This is a genomic window from Pseudomonas fluorescens group sp. PF-69 (assembly GCF_054481235.1).
In genome coordinates this window covers 5,339,659-5,358,830 of record NZ_JBTMNC010000001.1, presented here as the reverse complement: position 1 = coordinate 5,358,830, position 19,172 = coordinate 5,339,659, and the positions used below count along the sequence as shown (strand labels likewise).

The window sequence follows — 19,172 nt, the reverse complement described above, 5'->3', positions numbered from 1 at the left end:
GTGGATCCTGAAAGCGTGCGAATTCAACTACGCTGGTCGCGATAAATGTTTTTAAAAATACTAACGGGGCATGCACGGGTGCATAGCCTTTTGGGGGATTGATGGATCTTTGGACTGCCTTTCAGGCTTTGATTCTTGGCGTTGTAGAAGGGCTGACAGAGTTTTTGCCCATTTCCAGTACCGGGCACCAGATTATCGTGGCCGACTTGCTCGACTTCGGTGGCGAGCGGGCCATGGCATTCAACATCATCATCCAGCTCGGGGCGATCCTGGCGGTGGTGTGGGAGTTCCGCCGCAAGATTTTCGATGTGGTCATCGGTTTGCCGACCCAACCCAGTGCGCGACGCTTTACCGCGAACCTGTTGATCGCCTTCCTGCCTGCCGTGGTTCTGGGAGTGATTTTTGCTGACCTGATCCACCATTACCTGTTCAACCCGATCACCGTGGCGACGGCCCTGGTGGTGGGTGGCATCATCATGCTATGGGCTGAACAGCGTCAGCATGAAGTGCATGCCGATACCGTGGACGAGATCACTTGGAAAGACGCACTGAAAGTCGGGTTCGCCCAGTGCCTGGCGATGATTCCGGGTACTTCGCGTTCCGGCTCGACGATCATCGGCGGCCTGTTGTTTGGTCTGTCGCGTAAAACCGCCACCGAGTTCTCGTTCTTCCTGGCCATGCCGACCATGGTGGGTGCGGCCGTGTACTCGGGCTACAAGTACCACAAGCTGTTCGTGGCGGCTGATTTTCCGGTGTTCGCCCTTGGCTTCGTGACCGCATTCATTTTCGCGATGATTGCCGTGCGCGGGTTGCTCAAGTTCATCGCCAGCCACAGCTACGCGGCGTTCGCCTGGTATCGCATCGCCTTCGGCCTGCTGATTCTGGCCACGTGGCAGTTTGGCTGGATAGACTGGACCGCGGCCAAGCCATGAGTGATTCCAGCGCGCGCTATCATTGCGGAGGCAAGTCCGGTGGACATATCCAGCATCTACGCCTGAAGCTGCTGGTGTTCGCGATCCTGTGCGCGCTGCCGTTGTTCGGGTCGATGTCGTTGTGGTTGCGTGGGGTGTCTTTGATTCCCCTCGCGGCCTACGGCATCGTCAGCCTGCTGACGTTTTTGCTGTACTGGAGCGATAAGCGCAAGGCCCGTGTCGATCAATGGCGAACGCCGGAAAACGTGCTGCATGCACTGGAGTTCGCGGGTGGCTGGCCGGGGGCGTTGCTGGCGCAACAAGTGTTTCGGCACAAGACGCGCAAGGTCTCGTTTCAACTGGTGTTCTGGCTCATCGTGATGCTGCACCAAGTGTTCTGGATCGACTTGCTGTTTCTCGGTGCAAACCTGTTGGCACTGTTCTAAAGCAATAACCCGACCTGCGTTCGTTTGGGCAGTTTGCTCACCACCAGTTGATGAGAGCGTTGCAACAAGCCTTGCAGCTCTTCGGCACCCAGCGGGTAGGGCGCGTTCATGATGATCCATTGGGCCCGCGCCAGATAAGGCGCTGGATGAATGCCCGGACGGTCGCAATGACCGAGGAACAAATCCTTGTCGACCTTGAACGCCAGGGATTCGCCGCGCAGGTTCTGCAGCGCGAACATCTTGTTTCCGGCAACCGAAAACACCCGTACGCCTCCCCATTTATAGTCTTCCCGCGCACCGGGCAGTGCCAGGCAGAATGTCGCGACGTCCACTTCGCTCATGCGTCCAGCCTTCATATCAAACGGTCCCCGCAGGCATTGAATGTTTCGATCAAATGGTCGAGCCAGGCACGCACGGCCGGCATCACCCCGCGTCGATGAGGGTAGACCGCTTGCAGCCAGCCACCCGGCAGCGACCATTCAGGCAACAGCTGCACCAGCGAACCATTGGCCAGTTCTTGTTCGCAATACATCATCGGTAGCGTGGTAAACCCCTGCCCGGCGAGGGCGCAGGTCTTGCGTACGATGAAGTCGTCGACGCCCAGGCGCGCTTCCATTGCCAGATCGTGGCTTTTGCCCTGGTGATCGAGCAGGCGGATGTGTACCAGCCGATCCGGTTCGAGGGCGCCGAGCACTGGCAGGTCTTTCAAATCATCGGGGCGGTTGATTTCATGTCCCAGCAGGAATGTGGGGCTGGCCACCAGGAGCATCTGTGCCTGGCGCAAGCGGCGGGTCACCAACAGCGGATCTTCATCGCCCGGTTCACGCACGCGCAGCGCGACATCCACGCCTTCGGTGACCAGATCGACGCGGCGATTGACCAGCACCACCTCGAGTTGCACCTGGGGGAATTTCTCCAGAAAGCTGCTGATGACTTCCGGCAGAATCTCGTGGGCCAGGCCGACCGGGGAGGACACCCGCAAACGTCCTCGGGGTTCACTGGACATGCTGGCGACGGCTTCATCGGCCATTTCGGCTTCCAGCAGCATGGCCTGACAGTGTCGCAGGTAGCGTTCGCCCACGGCGGTCAGTTTCAGCTGGCGAGTGGTTCGTTGCAGCAGGCGCGCGCCCAGGCGTTCTTCCAGTTCGGCGATACGTCGCGACAACCGCGACTTGGGAATGCCCAGCAAACGCCCGGCCGCCGCGAAGCCGCCGGCTTCCACCACCTTGGCGAAATAATAAAGGTCATTGAGGTCTTGCATGGCTGATGGCTCTATCGTTCTATCAGTGAGACAAACTATCGCATTGTTGCGGCCTAATCACCTATTGGTTTCATCTGTAGGATTGTTTCCATCAGATCGCCCTTGTAGCGATCCTCACCTGGAGATCCCACATGAAACTGCTGCATATCGATTCGAGCATTCTTGGTGACAACTCGGCCTCCCGTCAGCTGAGCAGTGAAGTTGTGAAAGCCTGGCAAGTCGCCGAACCATCCGCCGTGGTGACTTACCGCGACCTGGCAGCCGATGCCATCAGCCATTTTTCGTCGACCACCCTGGTGGCTGCCGGCACCGCCGCTGAATTGCGCAACGCCGCACAGCAGCACGAAGCCGAACTCAGCGCTTCCACACTGGCCGAATTCCTCGCCGCCGATGCCGTGGTGATTGCAGCCCCGATGTACAACTTCACTGTTCCGACCCAACTGAAGGCCTGGATCGATCGCATCGCCGTTGCCGGTCAGACCTTCCGCTACACCGAAGCCGGTCCCGAGGGGCTGTGCGGTGGCAAGAAAGTGGTGATCGTTTCGACTTCCGGCGGGCTGCATGCCGGCCAGGCAACCGGCGTTGCCCACGAAGACTACTTGAAAGTGTTGTTCGGTTTCATCGGCATCACTGACATCGAATTCGTGCGTGCCCATGGCCTGGCCTATGGTGACGATGTCCGTAACAAAGCCATGAGCGACGCTCACGAGCAGATCAGCGAGCAGTTGTTCGCCGCCGCGTAAGGCTTGCGTAAAGACTTCAAGCCGGTTGGGCAAACCCTCAAAAAACTCTGTATTCTGAATGCGCAAGTATCAGATACGGAGTTTTTTGTTTCTGTCTATTTCGTTTTGTGGCCCAAGTTATGCAGTCGAGGGTTTATGTCTTTAATCCGGTAACAAGGTGGGGCATCCCATGGTGCGTCTTTGTGCAACTTTACTGATTTGCCTGCTCAGCAGCCTGAATACAGTGCACGCCGCCCCTGCGCCGCATCCTCACTGGAGCGTCGGCTACCACGAGATGAAGTTTCTCGACCCGCTGGACTTGCAACCGATGCGTGCCATCGCCTTCTACCCATCGAGCGAAAAGGAACATTCCAGCCGACTCGAGGGTTACACCGTCGAGGCGGGTGAAGACACTAAAGTCGCCATCGGCCGATTCCCCATGCTGATGCTGTCCCACGGCAACACCGGGACCCCGCTGGCCCTGCATGACCTCGCCACCTCGCTGGCGCGCAAGGGTTTTGTGGTGGTGGCGGTGATTCACCCCGGCGACAACTCCAAGGATCACAGTCGTCTCGGCACCTTGAGTAATCTGTACGGGCGGCCGATCCAGATTTCCGAAGCCATCACTGCGACCCTGGGCGACCGCATGCTGTCGCCGTTCGTCAATGCTGATCAGGTGGGCGTCATCGGTTACTCGGCCGGAGGCGAGACAGCATTGATTCTGTCCGGTGCGACTCCGGACCTGGACCGCCTGCGCCGTTATTGCCAGGAGCGTCCGGATGACCGTGATGCCTGCAACACCCGGGGGGAATTGATCGTCGACCGCGATGACCTGCAACCGGTGGCCGATCCACGCGTCCACGCGCTAATGCTGATGGCGCCGCTGAGCTTGAAGTTCGGTCGCCACACGCTGGCCGATGTGCACGTGCCCGTGCTGCTTTACAGCGGTGACGGCGACAAACTGGTGCCCATCGACAAAAACGCGGTGGCTTTGGCGCGCAAGCTGCCTGTCGCGCCGGACTTCAAGTTGCTGGCCGGGGCAGGGCACTTTGTATTCATGGCACCGTGCAACGACGAGCAGATCGTCATCATGCCGGCGCTGTGTACTGATGCCGATGGCGTTGACCGCGAAGACATTCACCGCAACATGATCTCTGAAGCCGGGAGCTTCTTCTCCCGCACGCTGGGCAAGGCGACGCGGGCCGGGATGCAGACTGCCGATCAGTAGGCGTCACGCCATGGCCCGGTGCTTGAGCAACAGGGTCAACCCCAATCCGCTGACCGACAACACCGCTGCGCTGAAGAAAATCCATGCGTACCCCAGGTTCAGGGCGATCGCGCCCATCAAGGGGCCGGCAATCGCCAGCGCCAGGTCGAAAAACACGGCATAAGCGCTCAATCCGGCACCACGGCTGGCGTTGGGCACCTGCTTGATCGCCTCGACACCCAGCGCCGGGTACACCAACGACAGGCCGAAGCCGGTCAGGCCGGCACCGATCAAGGCGTAGGCGGTCGAAGGCGCGAACCACAGCAGCATCAGGCCGACGGTTTCAATGGTCATGCAGGCGATGGCCGAGGCGAATCCACCGAAACGGCTGATGCTGGAGATGAACAGCAGGCGCGCCAGAATGAAGCACACGCCGAAGACGGTGAGGCAATAAGCCGCGCCGGTCCAGCCACGATTGAGGTAATACAAGGTGATGAAAGTGGTCAGGGTGCCGTAGCCAATGGAGGCCAGGCACAGGCTCGCACCGAACGGCGCAATGCGCCCGAAAACTGCCCAGAAGGGCAAGCGCTCGCCCCGGATCACTGGTACCGACGGCTTGTTACGAATCAGCAGCAGTGCTGCCAGGGCCAGCACCGACAGGGCGATGCCCAGGCTGACGAAGCCCAGTTGATCGACCATCACCACGCCCAGTGGCGCGCCGATGGCAATCGCGCCATACGAAGCGATGCCGTTCCAGGAAATTGAACGCGCGGTGTGTTCGGCCCCTACCTGGCCCATGCACCAACTGATGGTGCCGACTCCGATCAAGCCTTGGGCAATCCCAAGCAGCAAGCGGCCGGCGATCAGGATCAACAAGCTTAATAAAGGAACGCTTTGCAGCAAGGTCGACAGCCACGTCAACACGCCGCTCAACACAATCCCGGACAACCCGTAAATGATCGCCCGCTTGGTGCCGACATTGTCGGACATGCGTCCCGCCATGGGCCGACTGAGCAGGGTAGCGAGATATTGCGAACCGATGGTCAGCCCTGCGACAACGGCACTGAACCCCAGTTGTTCATGGACATAGCCGGGCAGCACCGCAATCGGCAGGCCGATGCAGAGAAAGGCAATAAAGGTATAGAAGACGATGGAGACGATCTGCAGGGTGATCGCCATGGAGCTTTGCGGTGGCTGTTGCTGCGCAGACATGAGAGCTCGTTCGCGGGCGGCGGTGGGAGAACGGCATGATGGCTTGGCGTTGATATAAAAGAAAACAGGCTAACTACTTTTGCCATGACATTTTCGCTGTTGCTCGCGATGATTGATGCACCGACAAGAAACCTTGGTCTGAAATGCAAAAAAGCCCCGTCACAAGGACAGGGCTTTTTGTTGAAGCTGGCAGCTTGAAACCGATGGCTGCCCTTAGAACACCACACCCTGGCTGCGCAGGTAGTCGTCATAGGTGCCGCTGAAGTCGGTCACGCCATTCGGGCTCAGCTCGATGATGCGGGTGGCCAGGGAGGACACGAACTCACGGTCGTGGCTGACGAAGATCAGCGTGCCCGGGTAGTTCTCCAGCGCCAGGTTCAGCGCTTCGATGGATTCCATGTCCAGGTGGTTTGTCGGTTCGTCCATCACCAGCACGTTCGGCTTTTGCAGGATCAGCTTGCCGAACAGCATGCGACCTTGCTCACCACCGGAAATGACCTTGACCGACTTGAGGATTTCGTCGTTGGAGAACAGCATGCGGCCCAGGGTGCCGCGAATGATCTGCTCGCCTTGAGTCCACTGGCCCATCCAGTCGAACAGGCTGACGTCGTCTTCGAAATCGTGGGCGTGGTCTTGGGCGTAGTAGCCCAGTTCCGCGCTTTCGGTCCACTTCACGGAACCGGCGTCCGGGGTCAGCTCGCCCATCAAGGTGCGCAGCAGGGTGGTCTTGCCGATACCGTTCGGGCCGATGATCGCAACGCGCTCGCCGGCTTCAACGGTGAAGCTGAAGTTCTTGAACAGGGTCTTGCCGTCGAAGCCCTTGGACATCTGCTCGATGGTCACGGCCTGACGGTGCAGCTTCTTGGTCTGTTCGAAGCGGATGAACGGGCTCACGCGGCTCGACGGCTTGACCTCGGCCAGCTGGATCTTGTCGATCTGCTTGGCGCGGGAAGTGGCCTGTTTGGCTTTCGAGGCGTTGGCCGAGAAGCGGCTGACGAACGTTTGCAGTTCGGCGATCTGGGCTTTCTTCTTGGCGTTGTCCGAGAGCAATTGTTCGCGCGATTGAGTCGCGGCAGTCATGTACTCGTCGTAGTTGCCCGGGAACAGGCGCAGCTCACCGTAGTCCAGGTCGGCCATGTGGGTGCAGACGCTGTTGAGGAAGTGACGGTCGTGGGAAATGATGATCATGGTGCTGTTACGCGCCGTGAGAATGGTTTCCAGCCAGCGAATGGTGTTGATGTCCAGGTGGTTGGTCGGTTCGTCGAGCAACAGCACTTCCGGATCGGAGAACAGGGCCTGGGCGAGCAATACCCGCAGTTTCCAGCCTGGAGCGACTTCGGTCATCGGGCCGAAATGCTGTTCCAGGGGAATCCCCAGGCCCAGTAGCAGCTCACCGGCGCGGGATTCGGCGGTGTAGCCGTCCATTTCAGCGAATTCGGTTTCCAGCTCGGCCACGGCCATGCCGTCTTCTTCGCTCATTTCCGGCAGCGAGTAGATGCGATCGCGCTCGGCCTTGACCTTCCACAGTTCTTCGTGACCCATGATCACGGTGTCGATCACGGTGAATTCTTCGTAGGCGAACTGGTCCTGGCGCAATTTACCCAGGCGTACGTTCGGCTCCAGCATGACCTGGCCGCCGGATGGCTCGAGGTCACCGCCGAGAATCTTCATGAAGGTCGACTTGCCGCAACCGTTGGCGCCGATCAAGCCATAACGATTGCCGCCGTTGAATTTGACCGAAACGTTTTCGAACAACGGCTTGGCGCCGAACTGCATGGTGATGTTAGCTGTGGAGATCAATTACCTTACCTATCAATGGGTTAGAGCTGGTCTTTTTTGCCTGATACCGATTTGATACCAATCTGGAGCTTTTCCAGCTCCGCCCAGTCTGAGCTTGAGTTGAGCCAACGCGCATACGTCGTCAGCAACATTTGGACGCTGTGGCCAAGCTGCTGAGCGATGAATGCGGGGTTCATGTTGGACATTAAGCATATTGTCGCATAAGTATGACGGCAGTTGTACGGTGGTCGATAGGCATCGTCAGTGCCTGGAGTGCCGGCCTCCACTGGTTGTGCAGATCTGAGGTCTGTTTGCTGTACTCGCTGTTCTTCGACGGCGGGAACACCCGGGACGTGGTCTTGACTTTGCCGACGCCTTTTGCACGGCGCACGGCGTACTGGCGGGCGAACTCCAGCGCGTGCGATGCACGTTCGTTGAGTCGAACGAAACGATTTTTTCCGTTTTTGGTGCGTTAGCCGGGTTCTTCTTGATCAGCGCTTCGGCAACTGCGGCTTCCAGCGTCGTCGAGAGCCTGACCAGAGCCTTGCGGCGAACCCCCGGAAAGTCCTCTCCGTGGCCGCAATGATGCGGCGCAGGAGGGTGGTGGTAATCAAGTCTATGCGTACCAGGGCTGAATTCAGTAGAGGTTCAGCGCACCCCTGTAGTTATTTCGAGTGCCCTCAGCGATAACCTGGCCATCGAACCAAAGCTGGGCGTACTCATGGGCGCTTGGAATGCCACCGAGTCGCGTCATTGATCCAGGGAACAGATCGGCGTAGTTGGGATGCAGTTCTAACCTAACCGCCAATCCATAGGCATTTTTACGCTTCGGGCTGTGGATTCAACTAATCGACGCAACAGGCTGGCTAAATTGTTTAGCGCGAGCTTCGTACTCTAGTGTTTTCGGTAAACACACGATTCGCATCAGACTTCAAAGTCAGAAAACGCCCTATGCCGGGCTGTTGCTGCCAATACTCGTAAAACAAGGAAAAAACATTTGGATGGATGGCCAAGTGCTATCTTTTAATCTCGAGTGGTTGTAGTGTTGGGAGGTTTGCCTTTTAGCTGCGGACTGTTCCAACGGGAATACGTTGTCAACCTACAAGGATGTGATCGCAATAAATCATGTATTTGAATTGACTTTCTCCATCCGCTTCAAGGGCCATCGCTTTAAATGGGAAACGATAACAAACAGCCTCAGATCGAACGGATTGCAATTTGGCGGGTGCACTCCTCACATCGTGCTTCCATGCACCGTATGGCGGTATTGCTGTCGGCACTTGCCATATGCCAGTTCATCGCTTGGGCAATTTCGGCCGGTTCAAATGGCATAGGCATTCCGCATTACCTCCCAGGGCATATGCTGATGGAAACAGTTTCCATCGTAATTGCCATGATGGTGTTTGCGGTAGGCTGGAATTCCAATCTGGGGAAAACCTCGGGCAACTTGGTGTTTCTGGCCTGCGGTTTCTTTGTCGTGGGTTGGATGGATTTTTTGCATGCCGCCTCCTATGCAGGCATGCCCGATTTTCTATCGCATAACGACTCAGAGAAACACCTCTATTTTTGGCTTTCAGCACGGTTTGCGGCCGCCATCACGTTGCTCTTGGTGACATTGCGTTCCTGGCAACGTTTGATGACGGTCTTCACCAAATACCTGATTTTCTCTGCTCTGTTGTTACTCACCGCAATTGTTAATTGGATGGTCATTCACTACCAGGATTGGCTGCCTCACCTGTTCATTCCCGGCCAAGGTCTGACGTCATTAAAAATAAACCTGGAGTACCTGTTAATCGCCATCAACCTGACCACGATGGCGACGCTCTGGATCAAGATGAGAAAGCCGCAACCCTTCAACGCGGCACTTCTGTTCAGTGCGGTGAGTGTGACGGCGATGAGCGAACTCTTCTTCACGCTCTACACCAGCATGAATGGAATATACAACGTGCTGGGACACATTTATAAAGTCATCAGCTATTTGGTCATTTACCGCGCCGTGGTGGTGGAGTCAGTAGATCGTCCGTTTCTCCAACTGATGCGGGCTCGCAAAAACCTGGCGTTGGCGGTCGAGGCTTCGGCCACAGGCATGATCATGGTGGATGAACGGGGGCATATCACCTTGACCAACGCACAGGCCGACATCATGTTCGGCTATGAAGCCGATGCATTGATAGGTCAGTCGATTCAGGTGCTGGTTCCCGACGCATATCGCAAAAACCACGAGAAGCTGGTGCAAGGGTATCTGCAAAACCCTGTGAAGCGGCAACATAGCGAGGGCAGGGAGCTGATTGGAAAACACAAGTCGGGGCATCAATTTCGGGTTGAAATCGGATTGACACCGATTTCCGATGACGAAGGGCACTACGTCATTGCATCCGTTCTTGACGTTACGATGCGCGTCGAACACGAACGACGGATCAACCAGCTTATCAACTTCGATCCGCTAACCGGGTTACCCAATCGCAACCTGCTGCATGATCGTGTAACCCGTGCCATCCAGGCAGCCGCACGTAGCCAAACGCATGTGGCGGTGCTGTTTATGGACCTTGATAATTTCAAGAATGTAAACGACAGCCTGGGCCACAGCCTGGGTGACAACTTGCTGATTGAAGTTGGCAAGCGCCTCACAGCTGTAGTGCGTGAAAGCGATACTGTGGCACGCATTGGCGGAGATGAGTTTGTGATCGTGCTGGCCGATGCCGATACCCGCGGCACTGCCACGGTGGCGACCAAACTATTGGAATCGGTATCGCAGCCCTATCAGATTGGCATTCATACCTTGACCGCAACGTCTTCCATTGGCATAGCCATGTACCCGGAAAACGGCGCCGAATACAGTGTTCTGTACCAGCACGCCGACACCGCCATGTACCGGGCCAAGCACGAAGGACGCAATGGTTACCGCTTCTTCACCGAAGAAATGCGCACTCACATAAAGCGTATGTTGGCACTTGAAAGTGCCATGTGCCAGGCACTGGAACAGGCGCAGTTCTATTTACATTACCAACCACAGCTGTCTATTGATGGGCACCGTGTTGTTGGCGTGGAGGCATTGTTGCGCTGGCACCATCCGGTGTTGGGTCACATTTCGCCCGCTGAATTCATCCCATTAGCGGAAAGTAATGGGCAGATCAATCCCATCGGTGCCTGGGTGTTGCGCACGGCAGTACGACAACTGCGTTCCTGGATGGACGCCGGTATGCCTCCCGTGGTCATGGCGGTCAATCTATCGGTAGTGCAGTTCCAGAATCCGGATCTGCCGACATTGATTTCCGAAATACTGAGTGAGGAACAACTTCCTCCAGAGTATCTCGAACTGGAGTTGACCGAGAGTGTGGCCATGGGCGAGCCGCAGCGTGCCATCGAGATCATGGACAACTTGCACTCGCGCGGGGTACGTATGTCCATCGATGACTTTGGGACCGGGTATTCCTCGTTGAGCTATCTCAAGAAGTTCAAGATTTATAAACTCAAAATCGATCAGTCGTTCGTGCGTGATATCGCAATCGATGCCGATGATCGAGCCATAGTCAAGACCATCGTACAAATGGCTCATAGCGTGGGTTTAATCACTATTGCCGAGGGGGTTGAGACATCGGCGCAGTGGGAGTTTCTGAATCAGAATGGTTGCGACGAAGTTCAGGGATATTTGTTTAGCCGGCCATTGCCCACCGATCAGATTCCAGAATTCGTCAGGAAGATCGAGGCCCAACGCGAGATTGAGGTTACGAATGCTCTAGAACTTTCGGAGCAGAGAGAAATTTGACGATCCGAATTATTCTAGTGAAGCGGGGCGATTCATAGCCAGGGTTGAGGCAGTACCGAATCAGTCCCCGTTCCGCCATTCGGATCACGGGAAACGCACCCCGGTCAGAAGCGGAAGATCGATCTGGCAACAAGTGGACAGGAGCATGTGAAGCGCTTGGCCCGAGTCGAAGTGCGCTGAGGCCGGTCAATCAGGGGGCGCGAAAAGTTTGGGCTGGTCTGGTGCTCAAAACGATAAGGCCAAAAGGCAGTGGTGCTGTTTTGGCGGCCTGATCAGACAGATTTTCACGGCTTCGGTTCACTTTTGGTTACAAATTGTGGCTAAAATGCCGCCGATCATCGGGTGCCGAAAATCAGCGCCGGCTCAAGGATGCGCCATCGGGACAGCTTTCGTATTCAGACTCTGCACAAGCCCCTGGGCCAAGGGCTGCCAAGGGGCGCAGTTTGTTCACTTCTGACGTGTGACGATTTCCGTGAAACTCATTATTGCCGCTATCTATGTTGTCTCCATCGCATACGTTCACCTGCGAGGGCAGGTTCGACACAAGCTGGGCCGCCAGTTGAGCGATCACTCGACGTTTCTGGCCCCGATCAATTGCTTCCTTTATCTCTTCTCGAAGATTCCCAACAAACCTTTCCTCAATCCTGCCGACTTTCCCGACCTGAGCCCCTTGCAGGCTCACTGGGAAGAAATCCGCGCCGAAGGCCAAAACCTGTTGCGGGCAGGGGAGATCAAACGCTCGAGCCAGTACGACGACGTCGGTTTCAACTCGTTCTTCAAATCAGGCTGGAAACGCTTCTACCTCAAGTGGTACGGCGACAGCCACCCATCGGCGATGAAGCTCTGTCCGCGCACCACCGAGCTGGTGCAGGGCATCGGTTCGATCAAGGCTGCGATGTTCGCCGAATTGCCTCCGGGCTCGAAACTGGTGCGTCACCGCGACCCGTATGCGGGTTCCTATCGTTATCACCTGGGCCTTGAAACCCCCAACAATGCCGGTTGCTACATCAATGTCGATGGCGAGAACTACCATTGGCGCGACGGTGAAGCGGTGATGTTCGATGAGACCTACATCCATTACGCTGAAAACGCCACCGAGCAGAACCGCATCATTCTGTTTTGCGACGTTGAGCGCCCGATGAAGTATCGCTGGGCGGCTGCGTTCAACACCTGGTTCAGCCGCAATGTGATGGCGGCGGCCGGCGCGCCGAATGAGGCGGGTGACAAGACCGGCGGCATCAATCGACTGTTCGGCAGAATCTACAAAATTCGTCTGCGCGGCAAAGAACTGAAAAAGCGCAACCGCACACGTTATTACGTGGAAAAGTGGGCAATCTTTGGCGGGTTGCTGGCCATCTTCATCCTCGTCTGACTCTTTCGCCGGGTCGACCGAAGGCGTCGCAGGCTCGCCTGCGATGATCCTGGTCGGCCCCGCTCATTACGTGCTGGCTTTTTTTCTCGCCGCCGGTTTGTTGGACGGCTTGGGTTTTGCGGTCGCCTTGCCTGGTGCCTTGCTGCCCAGACTGCGTTTGAGCAGTTCGGTCAAGTCAATGACATCCGCTGTTTTGCGTTGCTCTTCGCCGGTGGCTGTTTCAACGTCCTCAATCTTGCCTTCGTGGGCTTTCTTGTCCACAAGGGCCATGATCTTGTCTTCAAACTCATCCCGGTAGTCATCCGGCGACCATTCGGCGCTCATGTCCTCCACCAGTCGCCTGGCCATATCCAGTTCGCCCTTGGTCAGCTCGGCCTTGGTCACGTCAGGGCCTAACGCCAACTCGTCCAGGCTGCGTACTTCTGCCGGCCAGCGCAGTTTCATCAGCACGATGGCCGATTCCAGCGGCATGAGCGCGGCCAGATATTGGCGGGTGTGCAGCACCACGCGGGCCAGGGCGACTTTTTGGGTTCGGGTGAGCGTTTCGCGCAACAGCGCATAAACCTTGCCCCCGCGTTTATCCGGCGCCAGGTAGTAGGGCGTGTCGATGTTCTGCAAGGGAATCTGGTCGCTATCGACAAAGGCAAAAATGTCGATGGTCTGGGTCGACAGAGGATGCGCCGAGCGAATGTCCTCTTCGCTGAGCACCACGTATCGACCTTTCTCGAACTGGATACCCTTGACGATGTGTTCCTTGGTGACTTCTTTACCGGTGACCTTGTTGACGCGCTTGTAGCCAACCGGGTCCATGCTGCGGCTGTCGAGCCAGTCGAAATCCACCCCTTGGGAAGACGTTGCCGAGACCAGCGCCACGGGGATGTGCACCAGGCCGAAACTGATTGCGCCCTTCCAGATTGCCCGCGCCATGGTCGTCTACTCGTGAGTGATGATCAGGTGACCCGTGGCCTCTTGAAAAAGTTTCAGCCGCATTGAGCCCTGCCGCGATGGGGCGTCAACGTCGTGTTACATCTTGTCGGAGGTTTTTGTTAACAAATACGAACCCCGAGCGTAGCGTGCTATCGAAGACTCTATTCTGGCTCACGTCGAGAGGCTCCCCATGAACCGATGCATGCTTGGCCTCATCACGCTCGCCCTGAGCGGCGTCATCAGCCAAACGGTGCAGGCTGAAGTTGCCAGGGCAGGTGCGCCGTTGCAGATCGCCCAAAACCTGCCGGGCAACAACAACCCCTACAACAGCCCGATTCGCCGCGCGAATCCAAACAGCATGCAGGGCACGCAGCCCAATACGCCGGCCATCCGCGGGCCGAACACTGTGCCGGTACCGCGGCCACCGACCCTCGATAATGGCGGTATTGGCAATCGCTATCCCCAGGATCGCCCGGCGCCTGCCAGCCCACCCAAATTCATTCCCAACCCGCCTCAGCGAGACTCGGACACCCGCAACCCATGATGGCCGGGCAGCCAGGCTGTCGGTCATTTCTCCTCTGACAAAAGGAATCGTGCATGTTGCGTAAAACGCTTCTGGCCACTGTCTGCGCCAGCGCCTTGATGACCACCACTGTGTCCGCCATGGCAGCGCCGGCTCAGGAAATGCAGAGCGAGCAGGGCACGCTTCAGGTCACGCCGATCGTCACAGGGCTGGAACATCCCTGGGCCCTGGCGTTTCTCCCTGACCGCCAGGGCATGCTGGTGACCGAACGGCCCGGCAATCTGCGGCTGGTGACGGCTGAGGGCAAACTGTCAGCACCAATCAGTGGCGTGCCCAGGGTCTGGGCCAGGGGGCAGGGTGGATTGCTGGATGTGGCGCTGTCGCCCGACTTCAAGCAGGACCGTACGGTCTACCTGTCCTATGCCGAAGGTGGAGGTCAAGGGGATAAGGCAGGGACCGCTGTCGGTCGTGGGTGGTTGTCTGAAGATCTGGCCTCACTCAAGGATTTTCGGGTGATTTTCCGTCAGGAACTGAAGCTGTCGGTCGGCAATCACTTCGGCTCGCGGCTGGTGTTCGACCGGGACGGTTATCTGTTCATTACCCTGGGCGAAAACAACGACCGCCCGACCGCCCAGGACCTCGACAAACTGCAAGGCAAGGTGGTGCGGATCTACCCCGACGGCAAGGTGCCGGACGATAACCCCTTTGTCGGTCAGGCCGGTGTGCGTCCGGAAATCTGGTCCTACGGCCATCGCAACCCGCAAGGCGCTGCGCTTAACCCCTGGACCGGCATCCTCTGGGAAAACGAACACGGTCCCAAGGGCGGTGACGAGGTCAATATCATCGAGCGTGGCAAGAATTACGGCTGGCCGCTGGCCACCCATGGCATCAACTACTCCGGCCAGCCGATCCCGGAAGCTCAAGGCACAACCGCCGTAGGCACCGTCGCACCGCACCATGTCTGGGAGAAATCCCCCGGCCTCAGCGGCCTGGCGTTCTACGACGGCGACCGATTCAAGGCCTGGCAGCACAATGCGTTTATCGGTGCATTGGTGACTCAGGAGTTGATCCGCTTGCAGTTCGACGGCGATCGGGTGGTCCACGAAGAGCGCTTGTTGGATGAACTCAACAAACGCATTCGCGATGTGCGTCAGGGGCCGGATGGCTACCTGTACGTGCTGACCGATGAAGAAAACGGCGGGTTGTACAGGGTGGGTTTGAAATAACGCGGATACCTGTGGCGAGGGGCAAGCCGCTTCGCCACAGAAAATGGGCCGTTCACTCACTACGATACAAAATTACCGCCGCCCGCAGCTTGTCCCGACCGAAAGTGCACATCTTGTCGAATTCCCCATGGCTGACCGGCAGATGCTGGCAGTCCATGGGTTGGCGATGCTGGCTATGATCCACATCGGGATCATGCAGGTAGACGAATTCGTCGTCGCAATCGGTGACGATCACCCAATGCGGGGATTTCGAACGGGTCAGTCGATAGCTGCTGATCAGTACCAGCGGCTGTCCACCGTGCTCCAGCAGTCGTGGCAGGTTCAGCGCCGCGCCCATCACACACTCGACATCGGTAGTCTGCAATTGCAGTGTGAATTCATCGTGCACCAGGCGCATGACGTCTTTTTTATGCGCGTCGCGCACGCCGTCGAGGAACAAAGGTCCGGCCATGCTGAGTTGCAGACGCACCCGAAATCCCCGTCGCCAGGCCGCCAATGCCAAACCCTGGGGGCTGCAACCACCGTGTCCGGAGGTCATGAACACGGTGGTCGCCTCGCGCCAGATCTGCAGTTCTTCGCGGCGTTCCAGCACACGACCCTGTTGCAAGGCACCCATGGCCATCAGCAGGCAGGCCGGGCCGCAGGTGAAATCGGTGGTTTGCGGGTAATAGGGCACCTGGATGTTTCGTGAGGCGCGGTGCTCAAGGATGCGCTTTTCCAGGCGCAACGCGTCGGCGTGATCCTGGTAATAGTCGTGAATCAAGGCGAAGCGCCGATAGCCATTGCGCTCATACAGGGCAATGGCCGCCGGGTTATCGATGCGCACTTCCAGGCGCAAATAGGCGCAATCGTGCTCCAGTGCACAGGCTTCGACGCGCTCGAGCAATTGTTTGCCCAAACCGCTGCCCCGCGCCTGAACCGCGATCGCAATCGAATACAGGCGCGCCAGCGACGTACCGCGATGGAATAGCACAACGGCATACCCCACCAGGTCCTCGCCACGCTGGGCCACCAGCAGTTGGCCGTGTGCCCGATTGATCATCCATTGAAAGCTGCGACTGTTGAGCCGATCCGTGGTGAAACACTGTTCTTCAAGTTGCAGTAGTGCCGGTAGATCCTCAGTGACCGCCAACCGAAAAATCAGATTCATATGACCACCGTAAAAGTTGCGTAACGAAACGGGACTTTCGAAAAAGTTCGTGCTTAATAGGAAAGGTCTTGTTCTCCAACGGATCAATCACTATGTCAGCGGTACAGGGTCATTGGCGCGAAGTATCCGAACAAACTTTGCCAACAGCAATCACTTCTGCAACTTATTTAAGCGATGCGAATAGAACTTCCAGCCAATTGATTATCATCGTCGAGCGCAAGGAAGACTGGGCCTCTTACTTCCCCAGTGAAGACATCGTTACGGCCCAGGAGTACCTCGAGCAAACCCGTGACAATGACCAGGGCAAACGCGTCCAGGTGATCAACCTGTGCCGCAGCTACAAATACCTGGGGCATGGTTATTACTGCTCGCTACTGGCCGAGGCCCGGGGGCACAAGGTCATTCCATCGGTGCGTACCATCAGCGAGCTGACCCGCAAGTCCCTGTATGGCCTGGCGCTGGATGACCTGGACAAAACCCTGGAAAAGGCCCTCAGCCATCATCTCTACAGTGACACCGAAGGCTTCACCCTGACCTTGTATTTCGGCAAAACCAACATAGAACCTTTACAGGATCTGGCGCGCCAACTATTTGAAGTGTTTGCCTGTCCGATTCTGTTAGTTGAGTTTCGCCGAACTAACGGCTGGCACATCGAGGGAATAAAGTCTGGTGCCTTGCACAAGTTGCGTGAAGATCAGGAGGATCAGTTTGCGAATGCGCTGGACACGTTCAGTCGAAAGATCTGGCGATTACCGCGATCAAGGCGCCTGGCTCGTTATGATCTGGCGATATTGCACGATCCCCAGGAAGCCTTGCCGCCGTCCAACGCCAAGGCGCTGGACAACTTTGTCAGGGTCGGCAAGACCCTGGGTATCGACGTCGAGTTGATTGAGCGCAAGGATTACGCGCGAATTGCCGAGTACGACGCGTTGCTGATCCGCGAGACCACCAGCGTCGACAACCACACCTATCGTTTCGCCAAGAAAGCCGAGAGCGAAGGGCTGGTGGTGATGGACGATCCGACGTCCATCCTGCGCTGCACCAACAAGGTGTACCTGACAGACCTGCTCAAAAGCCATCAACTGGGCATGCCTGCCACTGAAATCCTCTACAAGGAACGACCGGAGGACTTCGAACGGGTTGGCGAGCGCCTGGGTTTTCCGTTGGTGCTGAAGATACCCGACGGCTGTTTCTCCCGAGGCGTGATCAAGGTTGAAAGCCAGCAGGCATTGCTCGAAGCCACGGCCGAGCTGTTCGAACACTCGGTGCTGTTGCTGGCTCAGGAGTTTTTCTACACCGAGTACGACTGGCGCATCGGCGTACTCAACCGCAAACCGATCTTTGCCTGCCAATACTTCATGTCCAAGGGGCACTGGCAGATCTACAACCACAAGGCCAAGGGCCAGGACATCAATGGCGAATGCCGGACCCTGGCGGTTCACGAAGCCCCCCGCGCGGTAGTGGAACTGGCGGTGAAGACCGCGAATCTGATCGGCGATGGCTTGTACGGCGTCGACCTCAAGCAGTCCGGCGACAAAGTGGTGGTGATCGAGGTCAACGACAACCCGAACATGGACGCGGGTATCGAAGACGCCTATTTGCAGGACGATCTGTATTCACTGGTGCTGGAAGAGTTCGTCAGGCGCCTGGAGCTTAAGCGTCGCGGCCAGGCCTGGTGAGCGGCCCATGATCAAAAGTTATCAATTGACCCACGGCACGCTGCACGCGGTCGAAAGGCTGGACGCCGAGGTGATGCTGTTCAGTAATCCCGACGCCGCCGAACGGGACCTGCTGCACAGTCATTTCAAGCTGGATGATCATGCCCTGGCCTCGGCGCTCGACCCGGACGAGGTGTCGCGCATCGAGTTTCACCCGGACAACCTGTTCCTGATCTGGAAGCGACCGGACAATTACTCCGGCGCCGACAGCCTGGCCTTCGAAGTGTCGTCCTGCGGCCTGCTGTTTTGCCCGGATCGCTTGCTGGTGATCGCCACCGACGATGCGCCCCTGAGCGGGCTCGGCAAGCGCCAGTCGCTGAATACGCCACTGGATGTGCTGCTCGAATTGCTGTTCAACAACATCCATCACTATCTGGGGCACCTCAAGGTGATCAAGATGGTTGCCCGCGAGTTGCAGCAGAAATTCAACGCGTCGATGCAGAACCAGCACTTGATCCAGATGTTCAATCTCAGCGAAAGCCTGATTTATTACATCAACGCCATTCACAGTAACGGCGCGGTGCTGACCCGGTTGCGCAATCATGCGGAAAAGGAACACTTCGGTGCCCATGCCATTGGCCTGATCGACGATCTGATCATCGAAAACAACCAGTGTTACAAACAGGCGGAAATCTACTCGACGGTGTTCTCCGGGCTCATCGACGCCCGGGGCAATTTGATGAACAACAGCATGAACAACCTGCTGCGCAAACTGACATTGATCAACGTGGTGTTTTTGCCGCTGAACCTGATTGCGAGTATCGGCGGCATGTCCGAGTTCAGCATGATGACGGCAGGGACCCCATGGTGGGTTTCTTATCCGCTGTTTTTGCTGGCAATGATGTTCGGGGCCGGGGTGATGTTGCTGTGGTTGAAGCGGCTGGCGAAGTGAGTATTGCAACGTTCAGATCGCCTTCGCGGGCTTGCCCGCGATAGCTATCTCGACAACGAC

General features: G+C 57.3%; 16 protein-coding genes and 1 pseudogene. 10 read left to right on the top strand and 7 right to left on the bottom strand.

The features are described 5' to 3' along the window. Window positions 1-101 precede the first annotated feature (101 nt). Window positions 102-932, top strand: a complete 831-nt coding sequence (locus ACX3YF_RS25160; protein WP_090469468.1) for an undecaprenyl-diphosphate phosphatase — start codon at window positions 102-104, stop codon at window positions 930-932. Then, a complete protein-coding gene (locus tag ACX3YF_RS25155) occupies window positions 929-1,357 on the top strand; it encodes a DUF1294 domain-containing protein (RefSeq protein ID WP_288095503.1) in 429 nt (142 codons plus the stop codon). The genes ACX3YF_RS25160 and ACX3YF_RS25155 overlap by 4 nt, the downstream gene beginning before the upstream one ends. On the opposite strand, the gene ACX3YF_RS25150 is transcribed toward ACX3YF_RS25155, so the two are convergent. Then, window positions 1,354-1,713 carry an MmcQ/YjbR family DNA-binding protein gene (locus tag ACX3YF_RS25150; RefSeq protein WP_130206073.1) on the bottom strand — a complete coding sequence of 120 codons (360 nt, stop codon included), beginning with the start codon at window positions 1,711-1,713 and terminating at the stop codon, window positions 1,354-1,356. The two genes, ACX3YF_RS25155 and ACX3YF_RS25150, sit on opposite strands and share 4 nt — an antisense overlap. Further along, the gene (locus ACX3YF_RS25145) at window positions 1,710-2,618 is read right to left on the bottom strand and encodes a LysR substrate-binding domain-containing protein (protein WP_130206071.1); all 909 of its coding nucleotides are present in this window, start codon (window positions 2,616-2,618) and stop codon (window positions 1,710-1,712) included. Before ACX3YF_RS25145 ends, ACX3YF_RS25150 begins: the two co-directional genes overlap by 4 nt. Before the next feature lie 131 nt (window positions 2,619-2,749). Between ACX3YF_RS25145 and ACX3YF_RS25140 the strand changes: the two genes are divergently transcribed. Both ACX3YF_RS25140 and ACX3YF_RS25135 read left to right on the top strand, forming a co-directional pair. After that, complete coding sequence (locus ACX3YF_RS25140) at window positions 2,750-3,361, top strand: FMN-dependent NADH-azoreductase (protein WP_047528566.1); 612 nt, start codon at window positions 2,750-2,752, stop codon at window positions 3,359-3,361. A 169-nt stretch (window positions 3,362-3,530) separates the two neighbouring features. Beyond that, a complete protein-coding gene (locus tag ACX3YF_RS25135) occupies window positions 3,531-4,568 on the top strand; it encodes an alpha/beta hydrolase family protein (RefSeq protein WP_130206069.1) in 1,038 nt (345 codons plus the stop codon). Between the two features lie 3 nt (window positions 4,569-4,571). Here the strand turns inward: ACX3YF_RS25135 and ACX3YF_RS25130 are convergent, their stop codons facing one another. The 3 genes and pseudogenes from ACX3YF_RS25130 to ACX3YF_RS25120 form a co-directional block, all read right to left on the bottom strand. Beyond that, window positions 4,572-5,759, bottom strand: a complete 1,188-nt coding sequence (locus ACX3YF_RS25130) for an MFS transporter (protein WP_130206067.1) — start codon at window positions 5,757-5,759, stop codon at window positions 4,572-4,574. 213 nt (window positions 5,760-5,972) lie between these two features. Then, window positions 5,973-7,559: an ABC-F family ATPase gene (locus ACX3YF_RS25125; protein WP_090321229.1), complete on the bottom strand. Its 1,587-nt coding sequence runs from the start codon at window positions 7,557-7,559 to the stop codon at window positions 5,973-5,975. Between the two features lie 20 nt (window positions 7,560-7,579). Further along, window positions 7,580-8,316, bottom strand: a pseudogene (locus ACX3YF_RS25120) (hypothetical protein); the annotation flags it as partial. 471 nt (window positions 8,317-8,787) lie between these two features. Between ACX3YF_RS25120 and ACX3YF_RS25115 the strand changes: the two are divergent. Then, complete coding sequence (locus ACX3YF_RS25115) at window positions 8,788-11,304, top strand: bifunctional diguanylate cyclase/phosphodiesterase (protein ID WP_458974499.1); 2,517 nt, start codon at window positions 8,788-8,790, stop codon at window positions 11,302-11,304. Between the two features lie 472 nt (window positions 11,305-11,776). Beyond that, window positions 11,777-12,676, top strand: a complete 900-nt coding sequence (lpxO, locus tag ACX3YF_RS25110; protein ID WP_458974498.1) for a lipid A hydroxylase LpxO — start codon at window positions 11,777-11,779, stop codon at window positions 12,674-12,676. 66 nt (window positions 12,677-12,742) lie between these two features. Here the strand turns inward: lpxO and ku are convergent, their stop codons facing one another. Continuing rightward, window positions 12,743-13,603, bottom strand: a complete 861-nt coding sequence (gene ku / locus ACX3YF_RS25105) for a non-homologous end joining protein Ku (protein ID WP_448647834.1) — start codon at window positions 13,601-13,603, stop codon at window positions 12,743-12,745. A gap of 190 nt (window positions 13,604-13,793) precedes the next feature. On the opposite strand from ku, the gene ACX3YF_RS25100 reads away from it, so the two are divergent. Both ACX3YF_RS25100 and ACX3YF_RS25095 read left to right on the top strand, forming a co-directional pair. Continuing rightward, window positions 13,794-14,147, top strand: coding sequence for a hypothetical protein (locus tag ACX3YF_RS25100; RefSeq protein WP_448647835.1), 354 nt, complete (start codon window positions 13,794-13,796; stop codon window positions 14,145-14,147). Window positions 14,148-14,200: 53 nt separating this feature from the next. Next, window positions 14,201-15,352 (top strand): PQQ-dependent sugar dehydrogenase, encoded by a 1,152-nt coding sequence (locus tag ACX3YF_RS25095; protein ID WP_448647836.1) that lies wholly within the window; start codon window positions 14,201-14,203, stop codon window positions 15,350-15,352. Between the two features lie 52 nt (window positions 15,353-15,404). On the opposite strand, the gene rimI is transcribed toward ACX3YF_RS25095, so the two are convergent. Beyond that, a complete protein-coding gene (rimI, locus tag ACX3YF_RS25090; RefSeq protein WP_130209413.1) occupies window positions 15,405-16,502 on the bottom strand; it encodes a ribosomal protein S18-alanine N-acetyltransferase in 1,098 nt (365 codons plus the stop codon). Between the two features lie 92 nt (window positions 16,503-16,594). Between rimI and ACX3YF_RS25085 the strand changes: the two genes are divergently transcribed. Next, window positions 16,595-18,181 carry a RimK family protein gene (locus tag ACX3YF_RS25085; protein ID WP_130209411.1) on the top strand — a complete coding sequence of 529 codons (1,587 nt, stop codon included), beginning with the start codon at window positions 16,595-16,597 and terminating at the stop codon, window positions 18,179-18,181. A 7-nt stretch (window positions 18,182-18,188) separates the two neighbouring features. After that, window positions 18,189-19,112 carry a magnesium transporter CorA family protein gene (locus ACX3YF_RS25080; RefSeq protein ID WP_130209409.1) on the top strand — a complete coding sequence of 308 codons (924 nt, stop codon included), beginning with the start codon at window positions 18,189-18,191 and terminating at the stop codon, window positions 19,110-19,112. Window positions 19,113-19,172: the final 60 nt, after the last annotated feature.

What these genes read in the sequence shown, in the direction of transcription:
- ACX3YF_RS25160 (WP_090469468.1), top strand. Translation starts at nt 102, where the DNA reads ATGGATCTTTGGACTGCCTTTCAGGCTTTGATTCTTGGCGTTGTAGAA.
- ACX3YF_RS25155 (WP_288095503.1), top strand. Translation starts at nt 929, where the DNA reads ATGAGTGATTCCAGCGCGCGCTATCATTGCGGAGGCAAGTCCGGTGGA.
- ACX3YF_RS25150 (WP_130206073.1), bottom strand. Translation starts at nt 1,713, where the DNA reads ATGAAGGCTGGACGCATGAGCGAAGTGGACGTCGCGACATTCTGCCTG.
- ACX3YF_RS25145 (WP_130206071.1), bottom strand. Translation starts at nt 2,618, where the DNA reads ATGCAAGACCTCAATGACCTTTATTATTTCGCCAAGGTGGTGGAAGCC.
- ACX3YF_RS25140 (WP_047528566.1), top strand. Translation starts at nt 2,750, where the DNA reads ATGAAACTGCTGCATATCGATTCGAGCATTCTTGGTGACAACTCGGCC.
- ACX3YF_RS25135 (WP_130206069.1), top strand. Translation starts at nt 3,531, where the DNA reads ATGGTGCGTCTTTGTGCAACTTTACTGATTTGCCTGCTCAGCAGCCTG.
- ACX3YF_RS25130 (WP_130206067.1), bottom strand. Translation starts at nt 5,759, where the DNA reads ATGTCTGCGCAGCAACAGCCACCGCAAAGCTCCATGGCGATCACCCTG.
- ACX3YF_RS25115 (WP_458974499.1), top strand. Translation starts at nt 8,788, where the DNA reads ATGCACCGTATGGCGGTATTGCTGTCGGCACTTGCCATATGCCAGTTC.
- ku (WP_448647834.1), bottom strand. Translation starts at nt 13,603, where the DNA reads ATGGCGCGGGCAATCTGGAAGGGCGCAATCAGTTTCGGCCTGGTGCAC.
- ACX3YF_RS25100 (WP_448647835.1), top strand. Translation starts at nt 13,794, where the DNA reads ATGAACCGATGCATGCTTGGCCTCATCACGCTCGCCCTGAGCGGCGTC.
- ACX3YF_RS25095 (WP_448647836.1), top strand. Translation starts at nt 14,201, where the DNA reads ATGTTGCGTAAAACGCTTCTGGCCACTGTCTGCGCCAGCGCCTTGATG.
- rimI (WP_130209413.1), bottom strand. Translation starts at nt 16,502, where the DNA reads ATGAATCTGATTTTTCGGTTGGCGGTCACTGAGGATCTACCGGCACTA.
- ACX3YF_RS25085 (WP_130209411.1), top strand. Translation starts at nt 16,595, where the DNA reads ATGTCAGCGGTACAGGGTCATTGGCGCGAAGTATCCGAACAAACTTTG.
- ACX3YF_RS25080 (WP_130209409.1), top strand. Translation starts at nt 18,189, where the DNA reads ATGATCAAAAGTTATCAATTGACCCACGGCACGCTGCACGCGGTCGAA.